This is a genomic window from Streptomyces fradiae, from assembly GCF_041270065.1.
Taxonomy (GTDB): Bacteria; Actinomycetota; Actinomycetes; order Streptomycetales; family Streptomycetaceae; genus Streptomyces.
Genome location: NZ_CP065958.1, coordinates 4,133,418 through 4,153,525, shown reverse-complemented (window position 1 = coordinate 4,153,525; position 20,108 = coordinate 4,133,418). Strand labels below are relative to the sequence as shown.

The window sequence follows — 20,108 nt, the reverse complement described above, 5'->3', positions numbered from 1 at the left end:
GGTGACGAGAAACGCGGCCCGGCTCCGACGTCCCCTGTGAGGGAACCACAGCGCGAGGAACAAGGAGAGCGTCATGAAGTACCTGGTGATGGTGCAGGGCTCGCAGGCCGACTACAACGCGATGAACGGCAAGGCCACGCCCGAGAGCCCGGCGTGGAGCGAGCAGGACCTGAGGGCGATGTTCGCCTACATGAACTCGATCAACGACGACCTCGCGGAGAGCGGCGAGTGGGTCGACGGCCAGGGGCTGGTCGAGCCGGCCAGGACCCGGTTCGTGACCGCCGACTCCGAGGGCCGGCCCGTCGTCACCGACGGACCGTACGGGGAGACGCAGGAGGTGCTCGCGGGCTACTGGGTGGTGGACTGCGCGAGCCTGGACCGGGTCACGGAGATCGCGGCCCGGGTGGCCCAGTGTCCGCAGCCGCCCGGCGCGCCGGAGTACCCGGTGGTGATCCGCCCGATCGACGAGGCGGGCGGCGCCGACATCGGCGCCGCCACGACGTGACCCGGCTCGATCCGTGACGCCCGAAATTCACAACTCCTCCTCAACCGGCGGTTGCGGACGTTACGGTTCCCCCGGGGCGCCTGCCGCATCGGAACTGTCCGGGGGGACACATGCACGAGTTGACCAAGGGAGCCAATGTCGGCCTCGCCGAGCTGAGCGAGGACGCGGGATCGGTGATCGTCGGTCTGAGCTGGAGCAGCGCCTCCGGCGCCGGGGACGCGGATGTGTCCGTCCTGCTTCTGGACGGCGACGGCAAGGTCCGCAGCGACGCCGACTTCTACTTCTACAACCACCCGGCCGCCGAGGACGGCAGCGTGCAGCTGCTCGGCAAGACACCCACCGAGAACGGCAGTGAGGACCGCATCGGGCTCGACCTCACGGCCGTCCCGGACGACGTACGGACCGTGGTCGTCGCGGCGAGCCAGTACGGCGGGGCCCGCTTCGGCGACCTGGACGACCTGCGGATGACGGTCTCGGACCGCTCGGGCGAGGCGCTGCTCGGCTTCTCGATCAGCGACGCCACGGTCGAGACGGCGTTCATCTTCGGCGAGTTGTACCGGCGCAACGAGGAGTGGAAGTTCCGCGCGGTCGGACAGGGTTACGAGACGGGGCTCGCCGGCCTCGCCACCGACTTCGGCATCGACATCCTCGAGGACGAGGCGGACGGCGACGGAGAGGGCGACGTCACAACCGAGGCGGCGGAGACGGGGCCGGAGACGGCGGAGGCCGCCACGGCAGTGGAAACCTCCGGACCGCCCGCACCCTCGGCACCCCCCGCGCCGACCGCGCCCGAAGCCGCACCGCCCGCCGCACCCGACCCCGCTGCCGTATCCGTCCCCGCCCCCGTCCCCGCCCCGCGCCGGCGCCCCCGCACCGCGAAGAAGAAGGTCACCCTCCCCACCACCCCCAAGAAGTCCCTCGCGGAGAACGACGCGTGGAAGCCCGCCCGGCTCTTCCCCGTCCCCTCCTACAAGAGCGACCGGGAGCGGGAGGTACGGGCGACCTCCGTGCTGCTGTCGGTGATGGCGGAGGTGCCGGAGTTCGGGCGGCGGCTCACCGCCGCGTTCGGCGCACCGGCGGGGCGGATGCAGACGTTCACGGAGGTCTCGCTCCCGCACGGGGACACCCCCAGGCGCCCGGACGGCGTGATCCGGGTGGAGCGGGCGGGCAAGCTGTGGACGGCGCTCGTCGAGACGAAGACGAACGGCAATCCGCTCAAGGCCGAGCAGGTCCAGGACTACATGGACATCGCGGCCCGGCGCGGCTACGAGGCCGTGATCACCCTCTCCAACGACGTGGCCCTGGAGGGCACCCCGCTCGTCGACGTCAAGATCGACGGCCGGCGCAAGCACAAGGTGGCGCTCCGGCATCTCTCCTGGGCCGAGGTCGCCCACCAGGCGCAGATGCTGATCCGGCACGAGGGCGTCGGCAACGCGGCACACGCCTGGCTGCTGCAGGAGCTGCTCCACTACCTCCAGCACGAGAACTCGGGCTGCCACGGCTTCCAGAACATGGGCCCCGCCTGGGTCCCCGTTCGCAACGGCATCGACGCCGAGACGCTCTGCCAGGGCGACCCGCAGGCCGTGGAGGTCGTGGAGAGCTGGGAGCGCCTCGTACGCCAGGTGTGTCTGCGGCTCGGCGGCGAGCTCGGGCAGAAGGTGCTGCCCGTGCAGCGGGCCCGGCGGGGCACCGACCCGATGTCGCGGCGCGCGGAGCTCGCGGACCGGCTGTGCGAGGAGGGCCGGCTGAGCGCGGAGGTGCGGATGGACGGCGCGCAGAGCATCCTCACCGTCACCGCCGACCTGCGCACGGGCAAGATTCGCACGTCCGTGGAGGTCGCCGCCCCGGACAGCGGCTATCCGCTGTCCGTCGCCAAGCGGCTCGTCCGGGTCCTGGCCGAGGCTCCGGCGGACCTGCACGTGGAGACCCTGGTGGAGGGCCGGAACGGGCCGCGCGGCACCCTGGAGCGGCTCCGGCCGGAGCCCGGTGACCTGCTGCCGAAGGACGGGGCGGCGATCATCGGATTCCGGCTGTCTCTGTTCAAGGGCATGGGCGCCAGCCGGGGCAGTACGGAGTCCGGGTTCATCCGCAGCGTGGACGACGCCGTGGACCGGTTCCACGGCTCCGTGGTCGCCCATCTCGGCCAGTTCGAGCGCCGCGCCACGCCCACGGCCGCGTCCGCACCCGGGACCGCGCCCGCCGCCCGGGCCTGAAACAGTTCGGCCGCCCCGCGGCCGACCTGTCTCAACCCCGCCTCAGCCCTGCCGGAGCCGGGCCAGGGTCGTGTCCAGGTCCACGGCGCAGGAGGTCGTGCGGTTGTGGGGGAGTTTGGCGAGGAGGGCGGCGAGGCCGCAGGTGTTGGTGAGGGCCGAGAAGACCAGGCCGGCCGCGATCGCCGCCGAGAGGAGCTGGAAGGCGGGGTGGAGGAGGAGGCCGAGGAGGAGGCCCAGGAGGACCAGGGTGCCGGCGGTGAGGCGGACCTGGCGGTCCATGGCCCAGGGGGTACGGGTCGGGGCGGGGCCGGCCGGGTGGGCGAGGGCGTGGCCGCGGGCGGCCCAGCCGGAGGTGCCGCCGGTCAGGTTGGTGGCCGGGATGCCGTGGGCGGCGAGGCGGTCGCAGGCGGTGCGGGAGCGGTTGCCGGACTGGCAGACGATCACGAGCTCGCCGCGGGCCGCCGCCTCCTTGAGGGCGGGGACGGCACGGTCGAGCCGGTCGAGGGGCACGTTGAGGGCGCCGGGGACGTGGCCGCCCGCGTATTCGCCGGGGGTGCGGACGTCGACGACGGTGAGCTCGGCGAGCCGGGCCCGGGTCTGGTCGGCGTCGAGGGAAGCGGGAGTGGGGGTCGGCATGGCAGGTGTCATCCTTGGTCTTCGACGGGACCCCGTGGTGGGGAGTAAATTACCCCCTGGGGTATCTGTTGAGGAGTGGCTGTGGAACTGGATCTCGCGGGCGCCGAGCTGAAGGCCGTGCTGAACCGGCTGCGCCGGGCGCAGGGACAGATCTCCGGGGTGATCCGGATGATCGAGGAAGGCCGCGACTGCGAGGAGGTCGTGACCCAGCTGGCTGCCGCGTCACGGGCGCTCGACCGGGCCGGGTTCGCGATCATCGCGACCGGGCTCCAGCAGTGCCTGACGGACATGGAGAAGGGGCAGAAGAACGGCGAGGACCCCGAGCAGATGCGGGCCCGCCTGGAGAAGCTCTTCCTCTCCCTGGCCTGAGGCCTGAGGCCCACGGCCTGAGCGCCTACACCGCCGCATCCAGCAGCATCAGCGCCGCGACCACCAGCAGCACCGCCCCGAACACCCGGCGCAGCGTGTCCGCCGGGATCCGGGAGGCGAGCCGCCGGCCGTCCCAGGCCGCCAGGACCGCCGCGCCCGTGAACGGGGCGACGACCGCCCAGTCCACCGGCACCGAGCCGCCCGCGCGGGCGAGCAGCGCGACCAGCGCGTTGACCGCGACGACCAGCAGGCTGGTCCCGACCGCCGGACGCATCCGCAGGCCGACGACCTGCACGAGCGCCGGTACGGTCAGGAAGCCGCCGCCCACGCCGAGCACCCCGGTGACGGCGCCGAGCCCGGCGCCCGCACCCGCGACCGCCGGGCCCGAGCGGCGTACGCCCGACTCCCCGGCCGAGGCCGAGCCCGAGGCCGGGGCCGGGGCCCGGCGGACCATCCGTACCGCCGCGATCCCCGCCACCCCCGCGAAGCCGAGGGTGAGCAGCCAGTCCGGCAGCCGCGCCGAGAGCAGTCCGCCCAGTGCCGCCGGCACCAGGCCGGCCGCGGCGAACAGCGCTCCCGTACGCCAGCGGACCTGGCCGTCGCGGGCGTGCCCGTACAGCGCGGTGGCGGCCGTGCCGAGCACGATCACCAGGCTGGCGGTCGCGGCCGCGCCCGGGCTGAAGCCCAGCAGATAGATCAGGGCCGGTACGGCGAGCACGCTGCCGCCGCCACCCAGCGCACCGAGCGCGAGCCCGACCACCGCCCCGGCGGCCAGCGCCGTCAGGGCGGTCAACATCGGTCGGCGGCAGGCGTGTTCACGAACGGCGCGTTGTCGAAGGAGTCGTCGATCGCGACGACCTCGTGACCGGCCGAGGCGAGCAGGGAGGCGGCGAGCGAGGCACGCAGACCGCCCGCGCAGTGCACCCACACCGGCACGCCGAGCGGTATCTCCCGTATGCGGGAGCGCAGTTCGTGCAGCGGGATGTGCCGGGAGCCCTCGACGTACCCGGCGGAGGCCCGCTCGGTGGCCCGGCGCACATCCAACAGGATCGCGCTCGCAGGGAGTTCGACCAGGTCGGCAAAGACGGCTCGGGCCAGCGTCGCCGGCCGCTCCCCGTCCCGTACCCACTCCTCCGGCGTCCCGGTCGCGGCGGCGGCCGGCCGGTCGATGCCGACCCGGACCAGCTCGCGCTGCGCCTTGGCGAGCTGCTCGGGCGACTCGGCGAGCAGGGTGACCGGCTTGCCCCAGGGGATCAGCCAGGCGAGGAGCAGGGCGAGCTGACCGCCGGGGCCCTCGCCCGCCTCGATGTTGTACGAGCCGGCCACGTGCCCCGCGGCGAACGCGACCCGGCTCCGCAGGTCGACCACCCACTCGCCGGCGGCCAGCCGCGCGGCGATCTCGTCGGCGTCGGCGACGGCCGGCGGGGTGAGGTCGACGGGCGTGGCGCCGCCACTGTTGAGCGGGCCCATGTGGGCGTAGTACGCGGGGATGTCGTCGAGCCCGGCGAGCAGGTCGGCGACGAAGGTGTCGACGTCCTTGACGAGGGCCTCGTTGACGGCGGCCTGCTCCCCGATCGTGGTCGGCTCACCGGAAGCATCGGTGGGCACGGCGCCCGCGGCGCACAGGCTGCCGAAGCCGTGGGTGGGCAGGACGGCGGTACGGTCCGGCAGCTCGGCGGCGAGCCGGTGCGCGGAGGCGTGCTGGGCCCGGGCCAGGGCGGCGGTGAGCCGCGGCTCGACCAGGTCGGGCCGGCCGACGGTGCCGATGAGCAGCGAGCCGCCGGTGAACACGGCCACGGCCTCGCCGCCCTCCTCAAGGACGTACGCGGTGTGGTGCGGCGTGTGCCCGGGGGTCGCCACGGCCCGCAGCGCGATCCCCGCGTCGACGGGGAGGACGTCCCCGTCGGTCACGGCCAGCCGCTCGTACGAGACGGGCGCGGCGGCCGGGACGACGTACGCGGCTCCGGTGATCCGGGCGAGCTCGTGGCCGCCGCTCACATAGTCGTTGTGCACATGGGTCTCGACCACATGGGAGATCCGCACACCGCGCTGCGCGGCGGCGGCGATCACCCGGTCGATGTCGCGCGGAGGGTCGATCACGACCGCGGCCGTCCGGCCGCCCGCGAGATAGCTGCGATTGCCGAGACCCGGCACTTCGACGGTGTCCACGAAGAACACGCCGTACTCCTTCCAGGAGCTTCCAGGAACATTTACCCCCCGGGGTATACAAGCGACCCTAACAGAAGTACCCCCGGGGGTATCCATCGACAGGTAAGCGGACATCTATCCGGTTTGCTGGGGGAGGGCGGGTATGCTCGAAGTCAAGGACGTATGCGATGGCCGTACGCGAGGGGGGCGCGCAGGCGGGAAAGGCAGGGAGCGGCGGATGAGCATGACGAGACGGCAGCCCGCGGACGGCAGTGCCGCACCCCTGCTCAACCTGCTGCCGAGCATCGGCGGACCCGCGCCCGAGCGGGCCGACGCCGCCCGCAACCGGCGCAAGATCCTCGACGCCGCCGCCCGGATCGTCGCCGAGCAGGGCCCCGAGTGCGTCACGATGAACCAGGTCGCCCACGCCAGCGGCATCGGCGTCGGCACCGTCTACCGGCGCTTCGGCGACGTCTCCCAGCTGCTGTGGGCGCTGCTCGACGACCGCGAGCGGCAGTTCCAGGAGGCGTATCTGGGCGGCCCGCCGCCGCTCGGCCCCGGCGCGCCCGCCGCCGAACGCCTCGACGCCTTCCTCGACGCCCTGGTCGACCGAGTGGTCGAGCAGCGCGCGATCCTGCTCGCCGCGCAGAGCGCCGCCCCTGTCGCCCGCTACACCAGCGGCGCCTACCTGGCGATGCACACCCACGTCGCCCTGCTGGTGTCCCAGGCCCGGCCCGACACCAACGCCGCCCTCCTCGCGCACCTCCTCCTCGCGCCCTTCTCGCCGAGCCTGATGCACCACCTGTCGGAGGAGCAGCAGCTCTCGGCCGCCGAACTGAAGGCGGGGATACGGCAGTTGCTCAGCCTCCGCGTACCCGGTGGCGAGCCGGCGGCGGCTCCCCCGTCCAGCCCCTGAAACACCCTGGACCCCGCCCGCCGCCCGGCGCCACGATCGAGCCATGAGCAGAGTCAGGAACACCTACCTCGTCCTCCACGGCTTCCAGAACCACCGCCCGCCCGGCCACTGGCAGCACTGGCTGGCCGGCGCCCTCGCCGAGCGCGGGCACGAGGTGCGGTACCCGCAGCTGCCCGAGCCCGACGCGCCGCTCCTCGCGGACTGGCTGGCGGCCCTGGAGGAGCACGGCAAGCGGCCAGCGGGTGAGGGCGAGACCGAGGGCGAGTTCGTCGTGCTCGCGCACAGCCTCGGCGTCCTGCTGTGGCTGCGCGCCGTCGCCGCCGGACGGGCGCCCGAGGCCGACCGGGTGCTGCTCGTCGCGCCCCCGTCGCCGCAGGTCACCGCCGCCATCCCGGAGATCGCCGAGTTCGCGGACGGCCTCGACCTCGATGCCGTACGCACCCTGACCCCGCCCGTGGTGCCGACCCGGCTCGTGTACGGCGACGGCGACCCGTACTGCCCCGAGGGCGCCGACGCCCCCTACGGGATTCCCCTGGGACTCGACCTCGACCACGTACCGGGCGGCGGGCACCTCAACCCCGACCACGGGTACGGCGCGTGGCCGGATGTCCTCTCCTGGTGCGAAAACCCGGCGGTACGGGTGCGCGGCAACCAGTAGCGTCGGCCGAATGGCCACCGCAACGGAACCCTCCCCCCGCCCCCTCTTCCCCGAGCTCGCCCCGTACGACTCCGGCCTGCTCGACGTCGGCGAGGGCCACCGCATCGCCTGGTCCGTCGCCGGCAACCCCGAAGGCAAGCCCGCGCTGATCGTGCACGGCGGCCCCGGCTCCGGCTCCTCGCCGAACGCGCGCCGGGTCTTCGACCCGGCCGTCTACCGGATCGTCCAGTTCGACCAGCGCGGCTGCGGCCGCTCCACCCCGCACGCGAGCGCCCCGGACCCCGACGACCCGGCCGCCGACCTCGCCACCAACACCACCGCCCACCTGGTCGCCGACATGGAGCGGCTGCGCGAGCACCTCGGCGTCGACCGCTGGCTGCTCCACGGCGGCTCCTGGGGATCGACCCTGATCCTGGCCTACGCCGAGGCGCACCCGGAGCGGGTCACCGAGATCGTCATCGCGGCCGTGACGACCACCCGCCGTTCCGAGACCGGCTGGCTGTACGAGGGCGTCGGCCGGTTCTTCCCCGAGGCACACGAGCGCTTCCGCGCGGGCGTCGACCACGCCGAGGACCTGCTCGCCGCCTACGCGGCCCGGATGAACCACCCGGACCCTGCCGTACGGGAGCGGGCCGCGGCCGATTGGTGCGACTGGGAGGACGCCGTCCTGTCCGGCGAGGGCCAGGGCACCCCGTACGCCGACCGGCCCGACGCCGCCCGGCTCGCCATGGTCCGGATCTGCGCGCACTACTTCTCGCAGGGTGCCTTCCTGGAGGAGGGCGCCCTGATCCGCGACGCCCACCGGCTCGCCGGCATCCCCGGGGTCCTCGTGCACGGCCGGCTCGACATGGGCGGGCCCCTGATCAGCGCCTGGGAGCTGGTCAAGGGGTGGCCGGACGCCGAGCTGTACGTGGTGGAGAGCGCCGGACACCTCGGCGGCGCCGAGACCCGTGAGCGGGTCATGGCCGCCCTCGAACGCTTCGCGAAGGGCGCGCCCAAGGGGTGAGCCATCATGCGCGCGCGGCCGTCCCGCCGGATCATCGAAACATGAGCCCCGTGAGCCCCAAGAGCCCCGTGATCCACCTCGCCCAGCAGCCCGACGCCGACGCGCTCCTTGCCCGCTCCCCGCTCGCCGCGCTGGTCGGCATGCTCCTCGACCAGCAGGTGCCCATGGAGTGGGCGTTCTCCGGCCCGTACACGATCGCCACCCGCATGGGCCACGACGACCTCGACGCGCACGAGATCGCCGCCCGCGACCCGGAGGCCTTCGCCGCCCTGCTCTCCGAGAAACCGGCCGTGCACCGCTACCCCGGCTCCATGGCCAAGCGGATCCAGCAGCTGTGCCGCTTCCTCGTCGACGAGTACGGCGGCGACGCGGAGGCGGTCTGGCGGGACGCGGCGAGCGGCAAGGAGCTGCTCGCCCGCCTGGAGGCGCTGCCCGGCTTCGGCAGGCAGAAGGCGCAGATCTTCCTGGCACTGCTCGGCAAGCAGTACGGGGTCGGGCCGAAGGGCTGGCGGGAGGCGGCGGGCCCGTACGGCGAGAAGGACTGCTACCGCTCGGCCGCCGACATCACCGGCCCGGAGTCCCTGGCGAAGGTGCGCGCCCACAAGCAGGAGATGAAGGCCGCCGCCAAGGCCGTCAAGGCGGCCAAGACTCCCAAATCTGCGGAGAACAAGGGGAATTGAGAATTCCCGATGTCAATCCTGTTCGACCTGACAGGAATCGCGTGCGATGTGTTCACAGAGTCCCCCCGGGATCGCTAACTTCCCCTCTACCTCATACGTCGTATGACGCACGTCGTACGCACCGGGAAGGACTTCTGTGAACGCATCCCAGCGCAGAGCCGCCGCAGTTCTGGCCGCCGCCGCACTCGCCACCCCGCTGGTGCTCGCCGCTCCCGCCACCGCCACCCCCGCGCCCGGCGCGGCCGAGGCCAGGGACGCCGCAAGGCTGGCCAAGAAGCTGGTCCGCGAGACGAGCGCCCAGGACGCCTTCAAGCACCTGCAGAAGTTCCAGGCGATAGCCGACTCGGCCGAAGGCAACCGCGCGGCCGGCACCCTGGGCCACGACGCCTCCGCCGCGTACGTCTACACGCAGCTGAAGAAGGCCGGCTACGCCGTCACGTACCAGAAGTTCGACTTCATCTACATCAAGACGCTCGCCGAGAAGGCCGCCGTCGTCACCCCCGCCCCGCGCGACCTGCCGATCAGGGCGATGACGTACACGAAGTCGACCCCGGTCGGCGGCGTCAAGGCCGACCTGGCCGCCGCCCCGGTCGACGCGGACGGCACCACCGGCTGCGAGCCGGGCGACTTCGCCGCCGGCGCGTTCACCGGCAAGATCGCCCTGATCAAGCGCGGCGGCTGCACCTTCGCCGTCAAGCAGGAGAACGCCGCCGCGGCCGGCGCCGTCGGCGCGATCGTCTACAACAACGTCGAGGGCGTGCTCTCCGGCACCCTCGGCGACGCGACCGCCGGGAAGATCCCGACCGGCGGCATCACCCAGGCGGAGGGCGAGAAGCTGGCCGCCGACCTCGCCAAGGGGCCGGTGAACCTCTCCTTCGAGATCCGCCAGTTCCAGGAGAAGCGGTCCACCAACAACGTCATCGCGGAGACCAAGGGCGGCAACGCCGCCAACACCGTGATGCTCGGCGCCCACCTGGACTCCGTCACCGCGGGCCCCGGCATCAACGACAACGGCTCCGGGTCCGCCGGCCTCCTCCAGACCGCCCTGGAGCTCGCCAAGTCCAAGGACAAGGTCCGCAACAAGGTGCGCTTCGCCTGGTGGTCCGCCGAGGAGGTCGGCCTGCTCGGCTCCGACCACTACGTCACCAACCTGAGCTCCCTCGGCAAGAAGGAGATCAAGCTCTACCTCAACTTCGACATGATCGCCTCGCCGAACTACGGACTCTTCGTCTACGACGGCGACGACTCCGACGGCGTCGGCTCGGGGGCCGGCCCCGAGGGCTCCGCCCAGCTGGAGCGCGACATCACGAACTTCATGGACAAGACCGGCGCCCCGCACGAGGGCACCGACTTCACCGGCCGCTCCGACTACGGGCCGTTCGTCGAGGCCGGCATCCCCTCCGGCGGCACCTTCACCGGCGCCGAGGGCATCAAGACCGCGGGCCAGGCCGAGAAGTTCGGCGGCGAGGCGGGCGTCGCGTACGACGTGAACTACCACGCCGCGGGTGACGACATCACGAACATCGACATGACGGCGTTCGACATCAACATCGACGTCATCGCCAACGCCGTGGGCACCTACGCCCACGACATCAGCTCCCTCAAGAAGCCGGTCGTCTCCGTCCCGACGACCGGTGACGCGGGCAGCGGCGGCGGCCTGCACGGCGACCACGACGAGGTCACGGAGTGACCAGCGCCGTCCGTGACTAGCGCCGGCGCTTCGCCGTACCGAAGATCGAGCGGCTGATCTCCCGGCCCAGCTGGGTGCCGACCGATCGCGCGAGCGACTTGAACAGACCGCTCCCGACGACCTGTTGGGCGAGCGAGGGCTCCTCCTTCTGCCGTGATCCGGCCCGAGGAGCCCTCGCCGCTTCCTTCTCCGCCGCGACCCGCTCCGCCGCACGCAGCGCCTCCGCCTCCGCCTCCTGCTGCTCGGCCGTCAGCTTCTCGTACGCCGACTCGCGGTCCACGGCCTCCGCGTACCGCCCGTACAGCGGCGAGCCCTTCACCGCCGCCTCCAGCTCCGCCGCCGGGATCGGCGCCATCAGGGACTGCGGGGCGCGCAGCCGGGTCGCCGCCACCGGGGTCGGGGCGCCCTTCTCGCTGAGGACCGTGATCACCGCCTCGCCCGTACCGAGGCCGGTGAGCACCTCCTCCAGGTCGTACGCCGAGTTCGGGAAGGTCCGTACGGTCGCCTTCAGCGCCTTGGCGTCGTCCGGGGTGAAGGCGCGCAGCGCGTGCTGCACCCGGTTGCCGAGCTGGGCCAGGACGTCACCCGGCACGTCCTTCGGGGTCTGCGTCACGAAGAACACCCCGACGCCCTTGGACCGGATCAGCCGCACCGTCTGCGTGATCGACTCCAGGAACGCCTTCGACGCCCCGTTGAACAGCAGATGCGCCTCGTCGAAGAAGAAGACCAGCTTGGGCTTGTCGACGTCGCCGACCTCCGGCAGGTCCCCGTACAGATCGGCGAGCAGCCACATCAGGAAGGTCGAGAACAGCTGCGGCTTGTCCTGTACGGCGGCCAGTTCGAGTACGGAGACGATGCCGCGCCCGTCGTCCGGCGAGGTGCGCAGGAACTCGGCCGTGTCGAACTCCGGCTCCCCGAAGAACGCGCCCGCGCCCTGCTGCTCGAAGGCGGTGATGGCGCGCAGGATCACCCCGGCCGTCACCGTCGACAGGCCGCCGATCCCCTTCAGTTCGGCCTTGCCGGTGTCGGAGACCAGGAAGGCGACGACGGCCCGCAGGTCCTTCAGATCGACCAGTTCGAGGCCCTTGCTGTCGGCGTAGTGGAAGATCAGGCCGAGGGACTGCTCCTGGGTCTGGTTGAGCTGGAGGACCTTGGAGAGCAGCACCGGGCCGAAGCTGGTGACGGTGGCCCGGATCGGAATCCCGGGGCTCGGGACGGAGCCGGGGCCCGTCCCGCCCAGCCCGTAGAACTCGCAGGGGAAGCCGGTCGCCGCCCACTCCTGGCCGACCTGCCCGGCCCGCTCGCGCACCTTCTCGCCGTCCGCGCCGGGCGCGGAGATCCCGGAGACGTCGCCCTTGATGTCGGCGAGGAAGACGGGCACGCCGTTCGCGGACAGCTGCTCGGCGATCAGCTGGAGCGTCTTCGTCTTGCCGGTGCCGGTCGCGCCGGCGACCAGCCCGTGCCGGTTGAGCATCGGGAGCGGGATGCGGACCTGCGCGTCCGGGTGGCACGTACCGCCCCAGAGCAGCGCGCCCAGATCGAGCGCGGGCCCGTCGAAGGCGTACCCGGCGGCGATCTCCGCCCAGGGCTGTTCGCGCTCGCGCTCGCTCATCAGCTGCTCACGCTCGCTCATCATGTGCCCCTTCGTCACGATTTGTCCCAGCATCGCACCGGGTCCGCGTGGCTGCGCCGGGAGCCGCTTGCCCGGTAGGCTTTCCGTGTGATCTTCAAGCGCATCGGAAACGGCCGGCCGTATCCCGACCACGGCCGGGAAAGCACCCGGCAGTGGGCGGACGTGGCACCGCGCCCGGTCCGCCTCGACCAGCTGGTGACCACCAAGGGCCAGCTGGACCTGGAGACGCTGCTCGCCGAGGACTCGACGTTCTACGGCGACCTCTTCGCGCATGTCGTGAAGTGGCGGGGCGATCTCTATCTGGAGGACGGACTGCACCGCGCGGTCCGAGCCGCGCTCCAGCAGCGGCAGGTGCTGCACGCGCGCGTGCTCGAAATGGACTGAGGCCTGCCCTGCAGGCCGGGCCCGACCCCTCGGGAGCCCTCGGACGCCTCTCGGATGCCTCTCGGATGCCTCTCGGGGGTGATCCTTTCGGGGCCTCTTCGCGCCCATCCGGACGCGATCACATGATCATCCAGTAGGCATCCTCCGCGGGCGGCATTACGCTGCGTTCATGAGCATGCTCACTCCCCCCGGAATGGGCGGAAAGTACCGCATCACGGGGGATGTCTATCCCCGCATGCGCCGCCCCCACCGCCGGCGCAGGATCGTCCTCGGGGCGGCAGCCGCCGTGCTCGTGCTCGGCGCGGCCGGCTGGGGGACGCTGCAGCTCGTCGACGTCTTCTCCGGCGGCGACGAGAAGACCACCAACGCCGCCGGCAAACAGGCCGACTGCAAGGCCGCGCCCAAGGCGAAGCCCACGCCCACGCCGGGCTCGCGGACCGCCGGCGGCGCCCCGCTGCCCAAGCCCGCCCAGATCACGGTCAACGTCTACAACGCGACCCCGCGCGCCGGGCTCGCCAAGACGACCGCGGACGAGCTGAAGAAGCGCGGCTTCGTCATCGGCAAGGTGGGCAACGCGCCGGTCGCCTACGACAAGAAGGTCCCCGGCTCCGCACTGCTGCTCGGCTCCCCCGGGGCCACCAAGGGCGCCTTCTCCGTGGTCGGCACGCAGCTGAAGGCGGCGACGACGAAGGTCGACGCCCGCACCACGGCGGACGTCGACCTGATCATCGGCACGGCCTTCAAGACGCTCGACCCGAAGGCGGCCGCGGACGCGGCGCTCGTCGCGCTCAACAAGCCGAAGCCGGTGCCGGGCCGCTGCTGAGCCCCTAGGGGGCTCAGGGCACTGCCGTACGGCTGCTACTCGGCCGAGCCGTACATGCGGTCGCCCGCGTCGCCGAGGCCCGGCACGATGTAGCCGTGCTCGTTGAGCCGCTCATCGACCGAGGCGGTCACGACGGTCACCGGCGTGCCCGCAAGCTCGCGCTCCATGACCTCGACGCCCTCCGGGGCGGCGAGCAGCACGACCGCGGTCACGTCGTCGGCGCCGCGCTTGATCAGCTCCTGGATGGCCGCGACGAGCGTGCCGCCGGTCGCGAGCATCGGGTCGAGCACGTACACCTGGCGGCCGGACAGGTCCTCCGGCATCCGCGTCGCGTAGGTCGACGCCTCCAGCGTCTCCTCGTTGCGGATCATGCCCAGGAAGCCGACCTCGGCGGTGGGCAGCAGCCGCACCATGCCGTCGAGCATGCCGAGACCGGCCCGCAGGATCGGGACCACCAGCGGCCGCGGGTACGACAGCTTCACGCCGGTCGTCGGCGTCACGGGGGTCTCGATGTCGACCTGCTCGGTCCGCACGTCCCGGGTCGCCTCGTAGGCGAGCAGGGTGACCAGCTCGTCGGCGAGCCGGCGGAAGGTCGCGGAGTCCGTGCGCTTGTCGCGCAGAGTGGTGAGCTTGTGGGCGACCAGCGGGTGGTCGACGACGTGGAGACGCATGCCTCAACAGTAGCCGGGACCTGGCCGAGGACTGGCGTCAACCTGGGCGAGAGGGGGAAGGTGGGGGCTACAGGGACCCGTGTCACGCGGTGGTGGGTGGTGTGTCCATGCCCGACAGACAAGCTGGACCAGCCGGACCGGACGGACCGGATGGACCGGATGGACCGGACAGGCCGGAGACGGACGCGGAGCGCCGCAGGCGCCGCGCGCAGTTCCTGCGCGAGCTGAACGAGGCCAAGGCGCTGCGCGACCGCGTCCAGCCGCGGCGCGCCCGGGCCGCGCGGATGCGGCAGGCGATGCGCATGCGCACCTTCCGCTGGTAGGCCGGTGCCGGCCCGGTGGCGAGAACGGCTCGTACACCACTCGTACGCCACTCGTACGCCCTGGTGGTGGCCGTACGGCGACGGCCCGGTGACCCCCGGGCGGCGGTCACCGTGCGCCCCCTTCGTGCGCCGGGGTCGCACGCCCGCCCGAACCGGGCGTCGTTCAGACTGATGCACGACGCAAGAGCCGAAGACCTCTCCTGACGGCGAGGTTTCTGTCACGATGCCGATTGGGCGGGGCATCAGGAGCGCGCCGCCGGATCATCACACCTCTGATCAGTGGGAGAGTCAGGTGTACTTCGCCGCACTGCTCGCGCGCACCGAAGACGGGTGGGAAGCGAGCGATATCGAGCTCGACAACGTGGAGACGCTGGCGGACCTGGCCGATCTGGCCCGTGAGTCCGCCGCCGACGACGGGGAAACGGTGATCGTCTTCATCGAGCAGGAGGACGCGTGGTTCGGCATCGTCCGCGTCGACGGCGAGGACGACCCCCGGGTCTTCGTCTCGAACGCGGCCGCCGCGGCCCGCTCCTCCTACGGGGAGATCCTCACCTCGGAACTCCTCGGTGACGACGACCGGGACGGCGCGCTCGACGAACTCACCGACCTGGACGGCACCGAGGACGGCGAGCCGGAGCACGAGGACGACGACGAGGACGACGCGGCGGCCACCGCCGGGATCGCCCCGGCCGGCCCGCTCGGCGAGGGCCGGATCCTGGCCGACCTCGGCATGACCGAGCGCGACCTGATCGACCTGACCGAGGACGCCCTCGGCGAGATCGCCGACGCCATCGGCGCCTCGGACATCCTGGAGGCCGTGCGCTAGTGGCGTTCGCGGTACGTGGCCCGGGCGCGGGCGCAGACCCCGTAGGGGACGACTCGGACCCCGTACGGGACCTGAATCCCGTAGGGGGCTCGGATCCCGTACGGAGTCCCGTAGGGGAATCGGATCCCGTACGGGACCCCTGGCGGGAGTCCATGCGGCTCGCCCTCGCCGAGGGCGAGCTGGCCGCGGCGGCCGGTGACGTGCCGGTCGGCGCGGTCGTCCTGGCCCCGGACGGCACGGTCCTCGCCCGCGGCCACAACGAGCGCGAGGCCACCGGCGACCCGACCGCCCACGCGGAGATCCTCGCCCTGCGGCGGGCCGCGGCGGCGACCGGCGAGTGGCGGCTGACCGGCTGCACGCTCGTCGTGACCCTGGAGCCCTGCGTGATGTGCGCGGGCGCGCTCGTCCAGGCGCGGGTCGAACGGGTGGTCTTCGGCGCCTTCGACGAGAAGGCCGGCGCCACCGGCTCCCTCTGGGACCTGGTCCGCGACCGGCGTCTCAACCACCGCCCCGAGGTGATCCACGGCGTCCTGGAGGCGGAGTGCTCGGACCGTCTGACCCGCTTCTTCCGGGACCGCTGACACCGCCCCGTACGCGCCCCGTACCCGGCCTGCGACCTGCCCTCCGACCTGCTGCGGGATACGGATTTCAGTCCACGGCGCCTTTGGGCTAAGCTCTCTCTCGGTAGCGTGTCCGAGCGGCCGAAGGAGCTCGCCTCGAAAGCGAGTGTGGGGAAACTCACCGAGGGTTCAAATCCCTCCGCTACCGCCAGAAAACCTCCCCGAACCGCGGAAACGCGGTTCGGGGAGGTTTTTTCATGCCTCCTCAGCCCTCCTCAGCCCTCCTCATTCCTCGCGGCAGGGCGGGTCGTAGGGCAATCCCGGGACGTACTGGGCCCATTGGGCCGGGGTGAGGACGTCGGTGCTCGCGCAGATCCAACGGGCCGCGGCCTGCGGGTCCGTGGACCAGACCCGTACGGGCAGGCCGGGCCCGCCCGCGGCGAGGGTGCGGCCGTCGGGGGCGAAGGCGAGGGCGGTGACCGGGCCGACGCCGCCGGACAGCGGGCGGGTGAGGGCCGTGGCGTTCGCCGGGTCGGCGAAGCGGACCGCGCCGTCGGCGTCCCCCACCGCGAGCACGCCGCCACCCGGGCCGAAGGCCAGGGACTCCACGTCACCGCCGCCGGTGACGGAGCCACGGGCGACCGGTCGCGCCGGATCGGCGAGGTCCCAGGTGGTGAGGGTGGCGTGGTCGGCCTTGGCGAGCGACCGCCCGTCCGCGGAGAGCGCCAGGACCTGCGGGGCCACCAGGCCAGGGTCGATGCCCGGCACCCGGACGACCGGGGACGGCCCGGTGCCCGTCCACAGCGAGAAGTCGCCGTCGTTGTGCCCGACTCCGATGACGCGCGCGCCGGAGCTGACGGCGAGTGACTCGACCCTGCCGTCACCGGTCTTCAACGGCCGGTCGGACACCGGGTCACCCGCCAGGTCCCACACCGCCACCCCGTCCTTTCCCTGTACGGCGGCGGTGCGCCCGTCAGGACTGAGCGCGGGCGCCCGCTCGCCGGCCTCGACGGCACGTTCTGCGAGCCGCCTGGGCCGGGCGGGGTCGGTGAGGTCCCAGCGGGAGACACGGTCGTCGTCCCATGAGCCCACGGTGAGGGTGCGCCCGTCCGGCCCGAAGGCCAGGGCAGCCACCTCTCCCGTACCGGCGGACAGGGTGCCGACGACCCGGGAGCGACGGGCTGGATCGGTCGGATCGCCGAGGCTCCACAGGCGGACCGTGCCGTCGCCGTCGCCGGTGGCGAGGCGCCGCCCGTCCGGGGCGTAGGCGAGCGTCCGGGTGTCGTACGCGGCGGGTGGGAGACCCGCGTCCGGCAGGCGCCAGAGCATGATGGGCCCGGTGTCCGTGCCGGCGGCCAGGGTGCGCCCATCCGGCGCGAACGCCAGTCCCCGGGCGGAGGACGGGGGCATGGGCAGGGACGGCCGCCCCTTGGGGGCCGCCGGGTCGGCGAAGCTCCACAGGCGTACGGTCCGGGCGGTGTCGGCGACGGCGAGCGTCTGCCCGTCCGGGCTGAAGGCCAGAGAGTTGGCGTCGGGCCCGGCGGTCGGCAGGTAGTAGCGCATCCGCTGCGGTCGGGCGGGGTCGGCGAGGTCCCAGACCCACACCTGGTTGCCGTTGGAGAGCGCGAGATAGCGCCCGTCGGGCCGGTACGCCACCTGGTGGTGCGTGTCCCTCGCGTTCGGCGGTACGAGGGCGGCGGGCGCGCGGTCTGGGTGGGCCAGGTCCCAGATCCGTACGGTGGAGTCGCCGCTGGTCCCGGCAAGAGTGCGGCCGTCCGGGCCGAAGGCCCTGGGGGCGCCGTTCACGGGAAGGGGCGAGCGGGGCAGCAGCACAGGGCGCGCCGGGTCGGTCACGTTCCACGCGAGCATCCGGCCCTGGGGGCTGCTGCCGAAGAGGGTGCGGCCGTCGAGGGCGAAGGCGAGCGTGCCTCCGCCACGGCTGGCCGTGCCGAGCGGCAGCTCGACGCGGACGGGCCGGGCAGGATCGGTGACGTTCCACAGCTCGGCCGAACGCCAGGGGGAGGTGGCGGTGAGGAGTCTGCCGTCCGGACTGAACCCGACCTCGCCCCCGATCCAGCCTTTGAGCGGCATACCGAGCTCTCTGGGCGGCCGGGCCGGATCGGCGACGTCCCATAGCCTGACCACACCCCCGACATCCACCGCGGCGAGCACCCGGCCGTCCGGGCGGAAGGCCGTGTCGAGCACCTGGCGCCGGAACCCGGCCAGCTGCCGCGGCAGCACCGCGTTGGCGTCCGCGTACAGGTTCATCGTCGTGGCCGGCCGCGGCGCCAGCCGGTGCGCCACCAGGTCGAGCCGGACCGCGAGCGCCGGGTCCGCCGTGCGGAGGCCGTCGGCCTGGGCGGTGATGCGGGCGGCGAGCGCGGCGCGCTGTTCCGTCTCGGCCGTGCCGCTCTGGCGCACGGCGAGGAAGGCCGCTGTCCCGGCGACCAGCGCGAGGGCGACCAGGACCGCGACGAGCCGGCGCTGCTTCCGTACCGAACGTCTCCGCAGCCGGACGGAGGCGTTCAGGAAGTCCCGCCGCAGCAGGTCGTCCTCGGCCGGGTCCGACGGCTCGGGCGCCGCCTCCAGGGCCCGGTCGAGCGGCTTGCCCCGGTAGAGCGCGTCGGGCTCGCGGCCGGCGCCGTGCCAGGAGCGGGCGGCGGCGTCGAGGTCCTGGAGGAGCAGGTTGCGGGGCCGGTCGTCGTTGATCCAGCCGTGCAGGGTGGGCCAGGCGGTGAGCAGCGCCTCGTGCGTGAGCGAGACCGTCTCGCGCTCCTGGACCAGGAGCCGGCGCGCGGTGAACGCGGCGAGGACCTCCTCGGCCGCCTCCCGGTCCGGCACCCCGGCGAGCAGCTGGTCGCGACGGATCCGCCGCCGCCCGTCGGCCAGGACGCCGCCGGATCCGACATCGCCGGAGCCGCCACCGTCACGGCCGCCCTCACCGCCGTCCTCGCCGATGGCGACCAGGCCGAGGAAGAGCCGCCGGGCGATGCGCTGGGCGGCCGCGTCGAGCCCCTCGTACACCTGCTCGGCGCTGTTGCCGAGGGCGTGCGCAACCCCACCAGTGCCGGTGTAGCCGGCGACGGTGAGCAGCCGCCCCTGCCGGTTCTGCCAGGTGGCGCGCAGGGCGTGCGCGAGCAGCGGGAGCGCGCCGGGCTCGACGAGGCCGCGGCGGGCGCCGAAGTCGGAGACGAGGAGGTCGACAAGGCCGGGTTCCAGCCGGAGGCCGGCCGCGCGGGCGGGCAGGCGGATGGCGTCGAGGAGTTCCTCGCGGGACAGCGGGCCGAGGAGCAGCTGCCCGTTCTGGACGGCGGCGCGCAGCCAGGGCAGCTCGGCGCAGTGGGCGTAGAAGTCGGCGCGCAGGGCGAGCACGACGAGGGCGAGTGGGGCGGTGTCCCTTCCGCCCGGGTCGGCGAGACGGGCGAGGAGATCGGTGAAGGCCTGTCGTTCGGCGGGGTCGGTGCAGAGGGTGAAGAGTTCCTCGGCCTGGTCGACGACGAGCAGGACGCGCCCGCCGGGGCCGAGCTTCCTCCGTAAGTGCCGGGTGAGCTCACCTAAATCGGCTGAGTCGACGTCCGGGTCCGGGAGGGCGTCGAGTTCCGCGAGCCGGGCGGTCAGTTCCCGTACGGGGTGGGCCGTAGGGGTGACCAGCAGCCGGGGCCAGTGGCGCGCGCCGGGCACCGGGACGCGGGCGCGGTCGAGGTCCTGCCACAGACCGGCCTGGAGCAGCGAGGTCTTGCCGGCGCCGGAGGGGGCGACGACGACCAGCGGGGTGCGGGCGGCATGGCACTCGGCGAGCCGTTCGCAGAGTTCGGTACGCAGCCGGGTGCGGCCGAAGTAGTGGTCGGCCCGGTCGGCGGTGAAGGCGGCGAGTCCGGGGTAGGGGCAGTCGTCATCGGTGACCGGCCCGTCGGTGAGGTGCGTCTCGGAGCCGTCGGGGTCCTGGACGTAGAGGTGGAAGTCGCCCTCGGCGACGTACATGTCGCGGCCGGAGGCGTACGCGCGGGCGGGCTCCCCGCTCCCGTATCCGTACTCGGACTCGTCGTCCTCAGGAGTGCTCGTCACAC

The 20,108-nt window shown here is 73.0% G+C and carries 19 protein-coding genes and 1 tRNA gene; 14 read left to right on the top strand and 6 right to left on the bottom strand.

The genetic code is table 11. From position 1 onward, the window contains the following. Positions 1 to 73: 73 nt before the first annotated feature. Together JAO84_RS18870 and JAO84_RS18865 are read left to right on the top strand one after the other, a co-directional pair. Entirely contained in the window at positions 74 to 505 is a 432-nt protein-coding gene (locus JAO84_RS18870) for a YciI family protein (RefSeq protein ID WP_370413930.1), read from the top strand. Positions 506 to 624: 119 nt separating this feature from the next. Continuing rightward, positions 625 to 2,718, top strand: coding sequence for a TerD family protein (locus tag JAO84_RS18865; RefSeq protein WP_370416805.1), 2,094 nt, complete (start codon positions 625 to 627; stop codon positions 2,716 to 2,718). A gap of 42 nt (positions 2,719 to 2,760) precedes the next feature. Here the strand turns inward: JAO84_RS18865 and JAO84_RS18860 are convergent, their stop codons facing one another. Continuing rightward, positions 2,761 to 3,354, bottom strand: a complete 594-nt coding sequence (locus JAO84_RS18860; RefSeq protein WP_370413929.1) for a rhodanese-like domain-containing protein — start codon at positions 3,352 to 3,354, stop codon at positions 2,761 to 2,763. Between the two features lie 81 nt (positions 3,355 to 3,435). On the opposite strand from JAO84_RS18860, the gene JAO84_RS18855 reads away from it, so the two are divergent. Then, positions 3,436 to 3,723, top strand: a complete 288-nt coding sequence (locus tag JAO84_RS18855; RefSeq protein ID WP_370413928.1) for a metal-sensitive transcriptional regulator — start codon at positions 3,436 to 3,438, stop codon at positions 3,721 to 3,723. A gap of 25 nt (positions 3,724 to 3,748) precedes the next feature. Here the strand turns inward: JAO84_RS18855 and JAO84_RS18850 are convergent, their stop codons facing one another. Both JAO84_RS18850 and JAO84_RS18845 read right to left on the bottom strand, forming a co-directional pair. Continuing rightward, complete coding sequence (locus tag JAO84_RS18850) at positions 3,749 to 4,519, bottom strand: sulfite exporter TauE/SafE family protein (RefSeq protein WP_370413927.1); 771 nt, start codon at positions 4,517 to 4,519, stop codon at positions 3,749 to 3,751. After that, positions 4,513 to 5,901, bottom strand: coding sequence for a rhodanese-like domain-containing protein (locus JAO84_RS18845; RefSeq protein WP_370413926.1), 1,389 nt, complete (start codon positions 5,899 to 5,901; stop codon positions 4,513 to 4,515). Before JAO84_RS18845 ends, JAO84_RS18850 begins: the two co-directional genes overlap by 7 nt. A gap of 208 nt (positions 5,902 to 6,109) precedes the next feature. On the opposite strand from JAO84_RS18845, the gene JAO84_RS18840 reads away from it, so the two are divergent. The 5 genes from JAO84_RS18840 to JAO84_RS18820 all read left to right on the top strand — a co-directional run bounded on the left by JAO84_RS18840 (position 6,110) and on the right by JAO84_RS18820 (position 10,821). Next, the gene (locus JAO84_RS18840; RefSeq protein ID WP_370413925.1) at positions 6,110 to 6,787 is read left to right on the top strand and encodes a TetR/AcrR family transcriptional regulator; all 678 of its coding nucleotides are present in this window, start codon (positions 6,110 to 6,112) and stop codon (positions 6,785 to 6,787) included. A 43-nt stretch (positions 6,788 to 6,830) separates the two neighbouring features. Continuing rightward, positions 6,831 to 7,445, top strand: a complete 615-nt coding sequence (locus JAO84_RS18835; RefSeq protein WP_370413924.1) for an RBBP9/YdeN family alpha/beta hydrolase — start codon at positions 6,831 to 6,833, stop codon at positions 7,443 to 7,445. A gap of 10 nt (positions 7,446 to 7,455) precedes the next feature. Continuing rightward, positions 7,456 to 8,451 (top strand): prolyl aminopeptidase, encoded by a 996-nt coding sequence (gene pip, locus JAO84_RS18830; protein ID WP_370413923.1) that lies wholly within the window; start codon positions 7,456 to 7,458, stop codon positions 8,449 to 8,451. A 41-nt stretch (positions 8,452 to 8,492) separates the two neighbouring features. After that, positions 8,493 to 9,131 (top strand): HhH-GPD-type base excision DNA repair protein, encoded by a 639-nt coding sequence (locus tag JAO84_RS18825; RefSeq protein WP_370413922.1) that lies wholly within the window; start codon positions 8,493 to 8,495, stop codon positions 9,129 to 9,131. Positions 9,132 to 9,267: 136 nt separating this feature from the next. Further along, a complete protein-coding gene (locus tag JAO84_RS18820; protein ID WP_370413921.1) occupies positions 9,268 to 10,821 on the top strand; it encodes a M28 family metallopeptidase in 1,554 nt (517 codons plus the stop codon). Between the two features lie 16 nt (positions 10,822 to 10,837). Here JAO84_RS18820 and JAO84_RS18815 read toward each other — a convergent pair whose 3' ends face one another. Further along, complete coding sequence (locus tag JAO84_RS18815) at positions 10,838 to 12,454, bottom strand: helicase HerA-like domain-containing protein (RefSeq protein WP_370413920.1); 1,617 nt, start codon at positions 12,452 to 12,454, stop codon at positions 10,838 to 10,840. Positions 12,455 to 12,541: 87 nt separating this feature from the next. On the opposite strand from JAO84_RS18815, the gene JAO84_RS18810 reads away from it, so the two are divergent. Next, positions 12,542 to 12,838: a type II toxin-antitoxin system VapB family antitoxin gene (locus tag JAO84_RS18810; protein ID WP_009067182.1), complete on the top strand. Its 297-nt coding sequence runs from the start codon at positions 12,542 to 12,544 to the stop codon at positions 12,836 to 12,838. Between the two features lie 169 nt (positions 12,839 to 13,007). After that, the gene (locus JAO84_RS18805) at positions 13,008 to 13,661 is read left to right on the top strand and encodes a LytR C-terminal domain-containing protein (protein ID WP_370413919.1); all 654 of its coding nucleotides are present in this window, start codon (positions 13,008 to 13,010) and stop codon (positions 13,659 to 13,661) included. Between the two features lie 35 nt (positions 13,662 to 13,696). On the opposite strand, the gene upp is transcribed toward JAO84_RS18805, so the two are convergent. Next, entirely contained in the window at positions 13,697 to 14,332 is a 636-nt protein-coding gene (gene upp / locus JAO84_RS18800) for a uracil phosphoribosyltransferase (RefSeq protein WP_073811943.1), read from the bottom strand. Between the two features lie 107 nt (positions 14,333 to 14,439). Between upp and JAO84_RS18795 the strand changes: the two genes are divergently transcribed. The 4 genes from JAO84_RS18795 (at position 14,440) to JAO84_RS18780 (ending at position 16,252) form a co-directional block, all read left to right on the top strand. After that, positions 14,440 to 14,655, top strand: a complete 216-nt coding sequence (locus JAO84_RS18795) for a hypothetical protein (protein ID WP_370413918.1) — start codon at positions 14,440 to 14,442, stop codon at positions 14,653 to 14,655. A gap of 292 nt (positions 14,656 to 14,947) precedes the next feature. Next, positions 14,948 to 15,481: a hypothetical protein gene (locus JAO84_RS18790; protein WP_265861248.1), complete on the top strand. Its 534-nt coding sequence runs from the start codon at positions 14,948 to 14,950 to the stop codon at positions 15,479 to 15,481. 152 nt (positions 15,482 to 15,633) lie between these two features. Continuing rightward, positions 15,634 to 16,062, top strand: a complete 429-nt coding sequence (tadA, locus tag JAO84_RS18785; RefSeq protein WP_370413917.1) for a tRNA adenosine(34) deaminase TadA — start codon at positions 15,634 to 15,636, stop codon at positions 16,060 to 16,062. 102 nt (positions 16,063 to 16,164) lie between these two features. Continuing rightward, a tRNA-Ser gene (locus JAO84_RS18780) sits at positions 16,165 to 16,252 on the top strand. 74 nt (positions 16,253 to 16,326) lie between these two features. On the opposite strand, the gene JAO84_RS18775 is transcribed toward JAO84_RS18780, so the two are convergent. Continuing rightward, the gene (locus JAO84_RS18775; protein ID WP_370413916.1) at positions 16,327 to 20,106 is read right to left on the bottom strand and encodes a hypothetical protein; all 3,780 of its coding nucleotides are present in this window, start codon (positions 20,104 to 20,106) and stop codon (positions 16,327 to 16,329) included. Between the last annotated feature and the right edge of the window lie 2 nt (positions 20,107 to 20,108).